At 41.5% G+C, this 14,436-nt stretch carries 7 protein-coding genes; 3 read left to right on the top strand and 4 right to left on the bottom strand.

Annotated features, from left to right (window positions below; all coding sequences use genetic code 11):
• Window positions 1-309: 309 nt before the first annotated feature.
• The 4 genes from H6G41_RS26600 to H6G41_RS26585 form a co-directional block, all read right to left on the bottom strand.
• Window positions 310-1,302 (bottom strand): tyrosine-type recombinase/integrase, encoded by a 993-nt coding sequence (locus H6G41_RS26600; RefSeq protein ID WP_190750239.1) that lies wholly within the window; start codon window positions 1,300-1,302, stop codon window positions 310-312.
• A 1,614-nt stretch (window positions 1,303-2,916) separates the two neighbouring features.
• Complete coding sequence (locus H6G41_RS26595; protein WP_190750236.1) at window positions 2,917-5,583, bottom strand: pPIWI_RE module domain-containing protein; 2,667 nt, start codon at window positions 5,581-5,583, stop codon at window positions 2,917-2,919.
• Window positions 5,573-8,779 (bottom strand): hypothetical protein, encoded by a 3,207-nt coding sequence (locus tag H6G41_RS26590; protein WP_190750234.1) that lies wholly within the window; start codon window positions 8,777-8,779, stop codon window positions 5,573-5,575. Before H6G41_RS26590 ends, H6G41_RS26595 begins: the two co-directional genes overlap by 11 nt.
• Entirely contained in the window at window positions 8,776-10,026 is a 1,251-nt protein-coding gene (locus H6G41_RS26585) for a hypothetical protein (protein WP_190750232.1), read from the bottom strand. Before H6G41_RS26585 ends, H6G41_RS26590 begins: the two co-directional genes overlap by 4 nt.
• 282 nt (window positions 10,027-10,308) lie before the next feature.
• Between H6G41_RS26585 and H6G41_RS26580 the strand changes: the two genes are divergently transcribed.
• The 3 genes from H6G41_RS26580 to H6G41_RS35405 form a co-directional block, all read left to right on the top strand.
• Complete coding sequence (locus H6G41_RS26580) at window positions 10,309-10,476, top strand: plasmid partition protein ParG (RefSeq protein ID WP_190750230.1); 168 nt, start codon at window positions 10,309-10,311, stop codon at window positions 10,474-10,476.
• A 12-nt stretch (window positions 10,477-10,488) separates the two neighbouring features.
• Window positions 10,489-10,791: a fertility inhibition FinO-like protein gene (locus H6G41_RS26575; RefSeq protein WP_190750228.1), complete on the top strand. Its 303-nt coding sequence runs from the start codon at window positions 10,489-10,491 to the stop codon at window positions 10,789-10,791.
• 571 nt (window positions 10,792-11,362) lie between these two features.
• On the top strand, window positions 11,363-14,436 hold a 3,074-nt coding region (locus H6G41_RS35405; protein ID WP_190750226.1), incomplete at its 3' end, for a DUF3987 domain-containing protein.

The raw sequence follows: 14,436 nt of genomic DNA, 5'->3' as shown, positions 1-14,436 counted from the left end.
TCAGTAATATTGCGTAAATTATTAGCCAATATCTTGGCTACTTTCTCAAGACAAAACTAACATAAAAGTTTAAATCAGCATTTGACTATTTTATAAATGCCATCCCCGGTTTCCCTGCGTTCGCTATTGCTTTGGCTTAATCTAACCTCTACTTGAAAACACCGTCATCAGCAAATTATCGGAAGCTAAAAAGGCTTGAGCACCCGATTCTGCCAGCCTTCGGTAATCTCAATATGGTTGCACCCGATTAACGCCCTCTGTGTGCTGATATCGTCATAGATCCACCCTCAATGTTTGAGCCATTTATTGTTACTGGGATTGCCGCCTTTTCCCCACACGGGCTGCTAACTTATTAGTTAACTCCAACTGATACTGATTTTTATTGTCCTCATAAACCAAAATTGTCCTGGGGTCAGCATGACGACTCAAATGCTGCACCTTTCGGTAGTCTCCCTGTGCCAAATCCAGGGCATCAGTAATCCCAGAATGCCGAATCTTATGGGGTGTCATCCGCTTATTTATCCCAGCTTTTTCACAGGTTTTTCTCACAATTGCATATATCCCATCCCCGGTCAGCTGATGCCCATAATTATGAAAATCCAAAGCAATAAACAAGGGGTCACTAGGTTTAATATTTCTACGACAACCCAGCCAGTCACTAATCGCTTCTGCAACATAGGGGTTTAAGTCAATTCTAGTCAAGTCATTCCCCTTACCCTTACCGTAAACAGTTAATGTATTTTCGTGGTAATCAAAATCCCCCACAGTTAACTGAGCCATCTCCCCCCGCCGCAGAACATTTGCCCACAGCAGCAGAAATAAGGCATAATCCCGCTTTCCCTTAGCACAGGTGATATCAATGACATCAAATACTTTGTTGTATTCATCCACAGAGACACCCCGCGTATCCCGGTATTTGGTTACTTTCAAAGACTCAATCCGGTCGCTATCAAAGTGATATCGGCAGTGCTTCAGGTTCCGTCCCACCTTAATTAAATACTTAATCGCCGCCAAATAACGGTTAATCGTCGCCGCCTTTCTCCCAGAAGCCACCAAATGATTCTTAAACTTAAGGATTAATCCGTTAGCTGTCTGCTCATCTAAACCCCAAAACTCTTCTACATCTTTCTGATTCGGTTCCCTTTGCAGAAAATACTGAAAAAATATCTTGATATTGCCAGCATACCCCCGCTGAGTAGTCTTAGCTTTCTGCTGCAACTCCGCCAAAAAATCATTTGACGCTTGCAGCTGGGCGGCTACAGACGTAATAGAGTTTTCAGTAGTTGTACTTAATATATTCATTTTTGCCGTTAATGACAATGCTTCTTTTCGTTAACGCTCTATATCATTGCATACAGTACTTGCGTTTAATTCAGATTTTGTGACTTGAACCATAAAATGGCAATTATTGCCATTTTATGGTTCACAAACTAGGTGGCCAATATATACTTCTGTTTTCATATATAGGGAATTTATTTGGTAATGATTATTGTGTAGACGGGAGAAGTGGTTGGTTGCGCGACGCGCAACCAACCACTTCTCCGTGATTATCATTTTTACTTGGGAAAAGCCATTTTGGTGATCGCCTTTCTTACAAACAGAGCGATCGCAATAAACAAATATCAGCGTTAACTCAAATATAGATAAAAATATAGTTTTGAACCATATCATAACCGCTTTGAACCATATCTGAGTACAAAAGTTCCAAATTTAGACTGAAATTTAAGTGTTTGAATACTCCTAAATTTAATAATGTTGAAATTAAACTTTTGGTCGCATTATGATGCACATTTTAAACTTGCGGTCATTATTTGATTCACAGCATGAGATGTTGATTGTTTCAAAGCCTTGATATTACGTGAACTTTCGGTCAGGTTATGATTCATTTTTTGGCCAATTTATCGTTCAAAGCACAGATTTTTCCTTCAGTGTGGATACACAAGCAGTTTTGGCTCGGTTTCAGTCGGGACTTGAGTTGAGATTTTTGGCTTCTGCGTAATAATTGTAGTTATTTGTACAAGTTAGCAGGCTAAATATTAAGAAGTTTTAGTTGATTTAGTGATTAATACAACAGTTTTATCAGGCGGAGGTACTTAACCGCTTGTATGGACTTTGACAGGAAAAAATGTTTCTAGGGTAGTCTCTACCACAGAAGTAAAGTGTCTACACGCTGGGTATAAGTGGGTGTAGAAATGGCGAAAGTAAACACAAATCAATTTCAAACTGCCCAATCTTTTACTCAATACACAGGCCAACCCTGATGCGAGCGCGGCCATTATCGCAACTGTGCATTGACAAGTGATACCATGTCAATCCCAGACTAGACTTTCATCTATAGTCGGTTCATCACACCAAATATTTTGTAATGGTCAAGTTCCTGTTGCTATCAGAGTGATATCGTCGCTGCTACCCCCGCTGCTTCAGTTCAAGATTTTCATCCCAAGTCAAGGGTCAACGGCAGTCTGCACGCTTAGTCTACACCGCAGTCTCTACCCAGACCCCGCACGAGCGCCACCGTGAAAATGGCTTTTTCCAATACCACAGACTATTATCCAGCATAGGGGGCCTGGATGTTGGGGTTTTGCTCATGTTGCGCCCTGACTTGTCTACACTCGCTTCTACACCCAGGGCGGAAATCGTTGCTATCAGTTTCGATATCAAATGTGGACTACGCCAAGCGTGAAAATTTTCACGCTTGTCGGAATTATTGACGCTCATGTTGAATAAAACTTAATCAATGCAAGGGGAACGTATCGCCAGGACAACTGTCTTTATTTTGAGGTTGTGTTGCCAAAATTGGTGTGACGGTAGCAATCGCCAAAAATATTTTGGAATCTCTTGTTTAGGCTCAGGCATAAAAGCTCTGAGCCAATATTTGCTCCCCATCATCAGTAACGCTTGCTGATCCCACCCCAACTATGGCTCGCGAATAGCTTGGATTGGTCGATAGGCACCAAGTCCAACCGCACGGTGGAGTACTTCGGGAAAAATTGTAGCGTCAAGATACTGAATCATCCCATAAAGTCGCTGACACTGAACAAACGTTGCCCAATCACTAAAGCAGTCTGCTTCTTGAAGTGTCAAGCTTAGAATAACGCCACGGGGATTATAGCCTTGGGCTTGGGGTTTTGGTTTTTTAGGTTTCCCTGTCTTGTCGTTTTTAGTTATTGCTAGTGGCAATTTACTTTCTTGGAGAATGCCACCGCTACGAGATTCAGGACGTTGGTTGCTTAAATAATAGTAACCACACTCAGAACCTTTTGATGAAGGGTAAAAGACACCTGCGGTATGTCCTTCAAGGTTCCCATCTTCATCACAAGCACGATAAATGGGAACTTCTGTTGTATTAGGTGCAATGATATTAGCTATACGTATGTGGGGATATTTTGAGATGGGGATAAAAGTAATATCTTCATTTTTTGTATTTTCTGAAGTGTCAAAAGCAAGGAGGTGCTTGCGCCATAATTTTTTCTGAAGAAATAGCAAACCATGAGAGCGCAGGTTATCAGCATCAAAGCAGTAAATTGTTGGTTGTTTCGTTTCTTGGAATAAGTTGTTGAACACCCAGTTTTGAACTTTCTTCTTATTAAATTCGATGCTTTCAAATGCTCCTGATGCCATTTTTATTTGAAAGAGGTAAAAATCTAGCCACTCATCACATCCGTAAGCCTTAGCAGTAACGCCGCTTTTGTCCATACGCACTGCTACAGGAAGGTACTTGGTTATTTCGCCTGTGTAAAAAGGGATTTTGTAGACACCAACGCTAGCAACATCTGTAGGGAACTGTTCTACCTCAATAGTTGGATAAATATATGCACCAGCCATCGACAATCCGCTTTTTAGGGCTGATTCCATACGATGAGCAAAATTACTTTTTAGAGACTTCTTTTTAACGGATTTACCTTGTTCTTTAGCAGCAGCTTGGGCTGCTTCTACTTTGGTAATTTCATCATTAAATTCTGCTTCTGTCAGTAAATCACCTTTGTCATTTTCATCTTTAGGCTCAAAATGGTCGGTAACGCTACCAAGCATTGCTAATGCAGGGCGAAAGCAAGGTTTTGGGTCTTTTCTTGCATCTTTCCAAAAATGCTTCTTGGGTAGGATTTCAATTAAAGTCAAGGTTTTCCGATTTGGAGGTGATGAAGGAAGTAATTTTTGGAATTCTCTGATTCTATTAGCACAGTCAGTCCTCCAATTTTTTCCAGACATTTCTGCACCTAAAGCACCAAGACTATGTATAGTAACATCTTCAATTCCGTATTTTTTTGCGAGTGCAAGGATTAATTCTTCAGCTTCTTTACTCTGCGATAACAATACTAATCTAAGATTAGGTGGGATATAAAATGGTGGAGATGTGTTTACGCTAGCATAATGCTGCTTGATAAATTCTTTGACCTTATTGTACTCACCACGTGGTTTTTTCAGCAATTTATCATTATCGCAACGTAAATAAGGTTCTATAGAGCAAAACTCTTCACCTAATACATTTTGTATACGCTCTAAACAGGCTTGATGAAATATTGCATTATCTTTTGGAAAGAGTCCATCTTCTGCATTGTGCGAGCGTGATATTGTGTTACCGTAAACTACACCCCAAGCCAAATCGTTATTTTTATAGGGTGTTTTAACTACATCTTGAGCGTTAAATTTATCTTTGAAGTTAAGGGCTTTTAGCAAATATACAAGATTACCTTCAAAATCTATACCCCTTTCTTTACCCATGTATTTTAACTTGCAGGGGGCAAATCTTGTAGAGTTTGTAGGACTGATATAAACAGTCTTACCTGAACTTAGATAGCCTAACTCCCAACTAACCCAACGTCTAATACCGTAATCGCAAGTAAGGTAGGGTTCTCCATTTAAATTGTAATGGAATGCAAATCTCAGTAAGAAAGAGTAATAGTGTGTTTGTTTTTCTTTGTCTTCACTATCTTTCTTCTTTTTATCTTGAGTAATAATAGTTGGTGGCCAACTGATAATTTCTTGAACATTAGATTTTTCTACTACACACTCATGAAATTGTAATGTTTCAAAAACTTGATTGCTGTTTGTATCGATTAAAGATAGCGGCTCTGCTACTATTGCACTAGCAATCAAATAAGGGATGAGACTATAGTACAAAGGGTCAATTTTTAATTCTCCACCTTCAATACTCCATACAGTTTCAGGGATTTCTACCTGCTGAAATTCCAAGTCATGAGCCGAAAGTGAATGAATTTCTTGGATATCACTGGTGGTTAAACAATCTAAGTCTTTAAATGAAATATTTAACCAGTTCTTGACAACATTCACAATATATACTTTGGAGATGTTGTTAGACTTAGAATAAAACCAATGGGTATTAGATGTTAATTTAAATGCGTTTGTGGAAGGAAATATAATTTCATTATCAATTGAAATTGTTAGTGCTTGGTTAAGACATTCTATAGGTGGTAAAACATAATTTTTGTCATGCTTATATTTCTGTAATCTGGAAAATAAATCTTTCCAATTCTTTGGAACAGCCAACGCATACAAATCGAATGGAAGTGATATCTTAGTCGGTATTTGAAGTGCAAATAATTGTATAGAGTTATATGCCATCTATTTTCTCCAATGCACGGTAAAAAGGTTCGTAAAGCGATCGCACTAGCGCGATGTCGATTTGGTCATAGCCTGTTCTGGTTTTGCCAAAGTACGGTTGCAGAACGTACTTAAATCCTTTAAGTAAGGAATCTTTTTCAGTTTCAGCTTTCTTCTGGGCAAGGTTAGGTGCCCATGCTGCATCAATAAAACGAACTAAAGTCGGCTGATTACCACGAATTGTTCGGGCGATCGCCTGCCAAGTAAGCACCATCAAACTCCAAATCAGTCCTTCGCGTAGTTCTTTGGATAGTCCCTTGTGGGAATACTGCAAGATGGTATCAAGACTTTTGAGAAAGATGCCATAGCCTTCGCTACGCCAAGAGTCGCAAGCATTAATAAAGTTTCCCTCTCTCTCTTGGGCTATCGCTTTTCTTTCTCTCCACAATGCCAGTCGAAATTTATAATCGAGGTCATCAGGTGCGGGATGCGGACGAACTAAAAAATATGCTCCACCAAATGCACTCAGTCCTTCCTCATTTAAAATATTCTTACCCCGCCCAATCGCTGCTATTGGCGCAATTAAAATTGCTCGATTAGTATCAGCAAAATTTTCAACGTTACTGCGAGAAATCAAAGATTCGTCAATTTCCTCCAGTGGCGATCGCGAAGTCAAAGCCGCCACCCGTTCTTTCCAATAGGAGCTAGTATCAATGCTCTTGATGGCATCGTAAACAAAATCCACCTGCTCGTAACTATTGACATACCAAATTAAACGCTTTCTACCTTCAGGTAACGTGTCAAAATCACGTTGCAAGATGTCAGTTTGACGAAGTAAAGAGCGCACTACCTGCAACAGAGCTTCTTCCTTATTTGTTGCCCCAGAAACCCGGACAGGGCTACCATCTGGATAGTAACAAGGAGAAAAGTGAAAACTACTTTCAGAAATTGCTTCGATAGCTTTCCTAACCCTTGGACGTAACAAGTAATCGACTTGGCGTTCCAGATGGTAAATGGGACTTTGCCCAGCCCAACTTGTACCACTTAGTAACAAAGCGTGCGCTCCTTGAGTACCTTCATCAGCAAAGACATGGGAAAAATTCTCCAACAGCCAGCGCCCTTGTCCCAGTGCTTGGAAGTACCAAAGTGTTAATTGATTCTCTTGCCGTTCCAGCTTGAACCCGCAAACCAAACCAGATGCTAGTCCCGGTATCAACCCGTAAAAGTCCCGTGGAATGCGATTAAAGAAAACTATTTCTTCGGCTCCATCTACTTGCTGCTCAAGCCCGTATGCAGTTTTGATTGACTGTTGAAAAAATGACACAAAAAGGACTAATTTGAGGAATAATGCAAACTTGCTACAAAATCCCCACTTGTCTTTAATTGCCTTCAACCAGCCTTTTTCAGTGAGTTTTGTTTGTATTTTGGCAATTGTTTCCTGCTGTTCTTGGTAGTTTTCACTCTGAAGTCTCATTGCATACTCAGCAAGCCAGGAGTTTTTCCAATCGCCTAGCAGGAAATCAGCTAATTCCTGATAAATCGGGTTTTTATCAAGAATAAAGGTAGATGATTCAGTATCTACGCCTTCAGCTTCGGCAATTTCTAATACAAAATCCCTAGCTAGGGACGAACAGGTAAAGAATTTCTCAGCCAGCCACTCGCTTTCATCAGGGGATAGTTGCAATTGTGTGCAAATATTATCAACAAGCGTATCGGCATTTTGCAAAGCATGATTGAATTGTCCAAAAGTAAGCTGCCGTAAATCGTTTCTAGAATTACGTAGTTTAGTAGCTCGCGTCCATGTTACTACTTGATCGAGAAATCCATTACTGCCTCTCTCAATTAATTTGATAGCAGGTAAAAATGTTGAGTCGAGGTTCGATTGCACCTTGTCACACTCGTCGAAAAACACGACGCTACAAGTCCGGTACATCAATTCATAGTAGGTAATTGACTGTGGGCTTACGTGCGGTAGGGGACGAGTGAATATTGCAGCAGCTACTGTTGTCAAAATAACATCTGCGTCAGCAAGTTCGTTAGCATCTCGGTGTCTTGGACACTGCCCAATCAGGGGACAAATTCTTACACCATCCCCGTTGCTATTATTATTACTGTTACCATTACTAGTATTATTGTCGTCCGAGTCTTTTACTTCTCTTAAATCAAAGCAAGGAGGAGAAAGAGGATTTGAAGGTTGAAAGTATTGGCTTAAGGGACAAGCTGTAGATAAGTGTGTGAAGCCGTCTATCCCACCATCCACACTATGCCAGTTCTCAAGATGAACTTTTCGATTCCTTTGACCAATTACTACTGATACTCGTAAGCCGACTTTTTTAAGTAGACTAGCCATTCTTAGGCACGTCACAACTTCGTTAAAGACAATGCCAACTCGGTGTCCTTTTTTTGCTACTGCTACAGTCAGAATTTCAATTAGTGTCGATTTACCTGCATTTAGCAGCCCAACTAAGTTTTTTACCCCGTCGAACACTATAGTGTCGAGTTCGACAAACCCCATTCCTTGAAAATGCTCAAGGATGATATCTGATAAACGCCCTTCATGGTTTTGACCGCAGTGTTCATCTAGAAGATTTGCTGCCGACTCCATTTCTTCTCGTGTGACAGAGATTGCTTTATTATTCTCGCGATGTACTGATAGAACCCTGCCTTGGCATAAGGGCAAATCCTTTGGAATTCTGACGCTGTAAGTGTTTTCTCCAGAGCGAAAGCGATATTCTCTACCTGGTTCTGCATATTTAACAGTACGCTGGCGATACTTCAATTTGTTACCAAGCAATTCCTCAAAACGCTCAAAACGGTTGCCCCAGATAGAAGGCATGGATTTCCGAGTGAACCGATAAGTTTTATCATCAACATCGTAGGCTCGGTACTTCGAGGGAATTTGGTTGTATAACTTTAGCAACTGTTCTGTAACATCTTGGTTTGTTAAATACGGAACTAACTGCCTGAGATTAAATAGCGTTCTCTTTGCTTCTACTGTCTCCACCAACAAAGCCAAGCGCGGAAACAGATAAAATCGATTAGATATTAGTAGCCATACAGAAATTGCTGTTTCAAGTTCTGATTGAACACCTAACTTTTCAATAGCAAACAAGCATAGTTCCAAATCGAGCAACGCCTCAATCTGGTCTTTATGTAAATTCGTTTGTTTTTGTAGGGATTGTGTAACTTTGTAGCGCCAAGACCTCGTTTCTCTCATGTCTTTCTCCCCTTGTTTTTAGTGGGACTTTTATCGCGCTTTGTACTTTTCTCCTCACCCCCTTTACTATTGGTAGAACGTGTGTCCCCTTCTGTATTGGTGTAGCTTTGCTTACTATTAGTAGGAGGTGTATCGCTCTCCACCCCAGTTTCGCTCGCTTGCACTTCCACTTCGCGCACACCCGCTTTTTTCTTGGCTAGTGCAAAAACTGCATCATCGAAGACGGGTTTAACATTCTCCCACCGCCATCGTGATTTCAATTCTTTAAGATAAGCAGGACGGTCTTTCTTCCGCTCCGCAGGGATAACAATATATGCAACATCCCAAGGTGGTTCACTGGGTATTGGTTCATCACCTAAATTCCTGACTAATAGATAGGGATTAGAGTAATCCTTCAAATCGAGTGCCCATACTTCACCATCAGGAAACTTAATTCTCAAGTCATAGCGATCGCACTCTGGATAAAGTTCAACCTCTAGCCCCAAATCTACTAACTTCTGAAAGAGTTGAATTTCTGCACGTCCAGGGTAAAACCAAAAGCGTTCGATGCCACGCTTGAGTTTTAAGCAGTCACTTGGTAGTTTTACTTTGCGCTTGAGTCTGCGTCCAGGTGGACAACGGTTACAGCTAGAGTTTGCAATCACTTGCCCTTGCGGATTTACTCCAGCCAGCGCATGACAGTACGGGCAGGCATAGAAGTTTCCCTCTAACTCGTAGCAACTCGGTACAGGTTCGTAGCACTCATCTAAAAGATCAGACAGCCCAACACCCAGTCCAAAATCCCCTTTTGCTTTTACGAACTCCTGGTTTGACAAAACAGGATGCTCAATAATAAACCTCCGGAATTTGGTGTAAATTTGTACTCCTTGTGGGTGTGACTGACAGTGTTGCAGTAATTCGGTTGCAATTTTTGTTTGTTCTTGGCTCAGTACACTCCCACCAAACGCTTCTGCTAATTCAATCGTTAATTCCGTAGGTTCTCCCAAAAAAAGCAAAGAGTCGCTTGAGTCTATTTCGTCGTCAATTTCCACTCCCCATTCTTCAAAAGGCTGTTCGCAAAGTTCGTAAAACTTCGGAATACTATCTGGTACATCAAGAGCTTTACCGCCCACTAGAAATGCCAAAACTACCCTGTCGTAACCCAGTTGCAAGTCTTGAGGGTAAGGATAAAGCCTGCCCTGACATGCTTGAACCTTGATTAGACCAGCAGAAATTTGCTCAAGTGTGGGTATATCGAGTCTGATCACCAGTTACTATCCTAAAAAATAGAATTTTTATAATAGTAACTTGAAAATTACGAGTTGCGTATATGAAAAAATAAAATTTAAAAAAGATTATCCAGACTATTGAGCTTGGACTGTACTTGAGGCGGCAAGACTCTAAGCATTGAAATGGGGTAAAAAATTAAGAAAATCTGTTTAGACTGCGCTTTATATTTATTTGCCACCTTTGACTAATTCCTGTTCATTGAGCGAGTCCAAGTCAGCCTCAATCATTGCTGACCAAAATAAGGTGCTATAAGTAACAATATGGGTAAAAATGCAAAAGAGCCTGTTTTTATCAGGCTCCGTGTTGAGTCTGATAAACGCGATCGTTTTAAAATCGCTTGCATCAAGCTCAAAACCAATATGGATACGGTACTCAATGAACTTCTAGATAAATGGCTAGAAGAAAATGATCCCTCACCAGACAAGTAATGGAGAGTGCCTATGATTGCAGGAAAACTCGAAGTAATAATCAAAATTAATGAACTGCCTCAAAGTAATACCGTAGAAAACGGCTGGCAACAATTCGAGGTTGACTGTGGTGGACGTATTATCAGCGTTACCGTCAAACCAAAAATTTGGAAGAAACTGACTGACGCTGCTAGCAGCTATCCTCAGTGGGTAGCTGCTATCGCTGGTAAACTCGGTCAACAAACAGATCAGGGTTTTGTACTGGAAGAGCCAAACATCCAGGTGTTTGAAAAAAAAGTGAAGGCAGAGGCAACATCTGAGGCAGGGGAAGCTTGAGCGAGAACTCAAGCTTCAGATTGGGTAATCACTAAAGTCGGAGTGGGCTACAAACCCTCTTTTTTTTCGTAAACAAACTTCAATAAATGTGGAGAAATTTAAAGTAAAAAATCAAACTAATATTAAGTTGTAGGTAGCAAAAACTTTTGTAAGATCAAGCAATACCCTAAATGAAGAGTGTAACGGAGGTGAACAGTAAAAAGTACCAAAACGCTGAAAGGACAAAACTCACTAGGTAGTGAACGCTTTGTCCTACAGCTATAGTTAGACATTTTGAATTGTCTGTCCGGAGCGGGTTGATCTCAAACAGACCATATCAGTGAAGTAAGTTGGCAGCTTAGAAAGCACTGATTGGTTGAAAAGAGATTCAGTTCGCATTGCTTACTTTATTATACGGGTTGCCGCAGAATTTGTGGCATCCATAGTGGATGCCAATTGATGCCAATGCTGCATCTGTGATTCTCATCAAAATGAGCTAAACCAAGCCACGCAGCAATCCATAGCTATAAGGCATAGCAGCGCAAAAAACCCCTCCGATACTCAAAATATTAAGTATCAGGAGCAAATTGCTGTGAATAAGGTCAATTATCAGCCAAAGACAATTGAAACACCTAAAAAAGATCTATTTGTAGACCGTGACCAGATAGCACAACACCTAGCAGCGCTAGGTTATAAGAGAGGAGACACAATCTACCTGCGCTCGTTTTACCCCAATGATGACCCACGCAAAAAAGACGATAAAGGTAGAAGCGCTTCAGTAAATAATCTCGAACAGTTAATCAAAACAGTTAGTGCTTGGCAATCAGATGGCAGAGGAGTTTACTTCGTAGTCAACGGTGGTGGACAAGCTGACAAGGATGTAACGTCTTGCCGCGCTATCTTCTACGAACATGACAACCTCGACAAGCAATTGCAGGTAGAATTGTGGCATTCGCTTGGATTACCAGAGCCTAGTTTACAGGTAGATAGCGGCGGTAAATCAATTCATAGCTACTGGATTTTTGATGAGCCTTGTACAGTAGAGCAATGGCGATCGCTTCAAACTGATTTATTAGAATTTGCTGATGCTGACCGCTCCCTTAAAAACCCATCACGGGTGATGAGATTAGCGGGATGCTGGCACTTTGCAGCAAACAACATACCTAATAGTCAATCTCAAATTATCCTCAATAGTGGTAAACGCTACAGTTACCAAGATTTACGGGAGAATATTCCCACCAAAAAGACAGCAGCAACTGCACCCAGAGAGCTACAGTTACCCACTGGGGACGTGCCACTTTACCAATGCCTCAGCAAAGACGATCGCCAACTAATTGACGGCGGTGCAGGTATTGGAGAAAGAAATAATAAAGGCGCAAAACTCGCCCGTAACCTCATCGGCACAGCCGCCAGACTTACCCACTTGGGGTACAGGTATTCAGGCGACCCCAGAACATTACTGGATGACTATAGCTCTCGCTGTTCCCCGCCACTCGATGCTAGAGAAGCCGACTCAATTTGGAAATCAGCCGCCAAAGACAACCCCACTCCAACATTAAGTGATGACGCGCTCATCAACTGCATCAAAGCTTGGCAACACCAACAGCAAGTTAGACCATACCAAAAGCAACCACTCTTAACACCTGACACCAACTCTAAGGTAATTCCCCATCCCACAATTACCAGATTTTCATTCAGTACAAATGAACTACTAGGGGAAATTGACTCACTGATTGAAGGCAATTACCTTCAATCCGAGTTAGAAGCTAGGTTGTTGGAACTTGCCACAAAAGCGGGTACTAGTTCAGGTTATGTCTTAAAACTTTACAAATCACGCTCAATAGAGTTTGAACAATCTGTTGATCGTAAATTGGCAGGTCGTCAATTACCAACACTGCTAGAAGCACAAAAGGCAGAACTATCGCCAAGCCAACTACTGTGGGGTGACGGTGGCAAGCTAGCACTCTTACTAGAAGCTACCGCTCAAGCCATGCCCGTATCACCAGAAGCATTGTTAACTACTCTGTTTCCAGTAGCAGGCTCCAGAATTGGTACCTCCTCTCAATTAGTTGTTGATCCTAGAACAGCATATACCGTCACATCAATTTTCTGGACTTGTGTAGTCGCTCCCACTGGGAGATTAAAAACTCCGGCACAAAAAGCAATCATCAATCCACTAAACAAGCTGGAGGCTAACGAGTACAACAATTGGAAACAAGCACAAGACGACTACAAACTCCAGTTGAAACACTGCGCTAAAGGTGAAGAACTGCCTTCTGAACCTACACCACGTAAACGGTTTATTGTCCAAGGTTCAACGACTGAGGCGCGGATAAAAATCCACGGAGAGAACCAGAGAGGAATTCTTTACTGGCGCGACGAGTGGGCAGGTTACATCACCGGACGCAATAAATATCGCGGTGGTAAAGGTGATGATAGCCAAATTGACCTGAGCGAATTTAACGGTGATGCACTATCTAAAGACGTTGTAGACAGCGACAAATGTATTTACCTAGAGCGTTCTGCCATTAGCCGTACAGGTAACACCCAACCGGAAATTTTAAAACAATTTCAACAAAGACAAGACTTTGCAGATTACGCAGGTGAGTTTGCCCGTTGGTTATTCTGCCTCAAGGAAAATCCTTTAGCTTATATCAATCTGTTTCAAAAAGATGACGGTACAGGGCAACAGTTACAGGACTCTTTGGCAAAACTCTATCAAGCTTTGGGTAAACTGCCAGAGCGTGATTACTTCCTGACCAATGATGCCAAGAAAATTTACACTGCATACCAGCACCAACTGATAAATTGGCTAGAAGCCGAAGAACACCCAGGACTCAAAGCTACTTACCCCAAACTGCAAACCTACCTGGGTAGATTCGCCCTGTGGCTGCACCTAGTTAACGCAGTGTTAGCAGGAGAAACCACACCAGGGCAATCTGTTGACGGTCGCACAATGGCAGTGGCCTGTCACATCATTGATTTTTACGTAGCACAGGCGCGGCTACTGTATGCCAAAAACAGTGACCAGCTTTCATTGGCAGGAAACTTGCTCAAAATCCAAGAGTTTGCTGCACGTCGAGGAGATGGTTTTACCGTTAGCGACCTCAAACGCAACATCAATGCCTTGAAAAAGATTCCCGCTGCCGAAATCGACCTTGATTGCCAACTGCTAATAGAAATGGGCATTATCTCGCGTACTGGTAAGAAATACTACCTTGGCAATATCCGTAAAAACGTTGGTGGAGTTGGTGGTCAGTTGGTGGTACCACCAACGGCTGAAACGATTACTAGACAAGCAATAGAAAAAAAAGTTGGTGAAGTTGGTGGTAATTCAACCACTTTTTCAAACACACAAACTACTTCGATAGATATCAAAGCGGATTTAGAAAAAAGTGAGATTAGAGAAAACAGCACCAACAGCACCAAATTTTGGGCTGAAAAGTCGATAGAGCAAGGGTTAGCGACCACCAACTCACCACCAACTCACCACCAACTTTCACCAACTTTCACCAATGAACAAAATGAGGGTCAACTTTCACCAACTGATGAACTGACCACCAATCACCAACTTTCACCAACTTTCACCAATGAACAAAATGAGGGTCAACTTTCACCAACTGATGAACTGACCACCAATCACCACCAACTTTCACCAACTTTCAC

The sequence above is a fragment of the Tolypothrix sp. FACHB-123 genome (assembly GCF_014697075.1).
GTDB lineage: Bacteria > Cyanobacteriota > Cyanobacteriia > Cyanobacteriales > Nostocaceae > Aulosira.
This window is presented reverse-complemented; position numbering and strand designations above follow the sequence as displayed.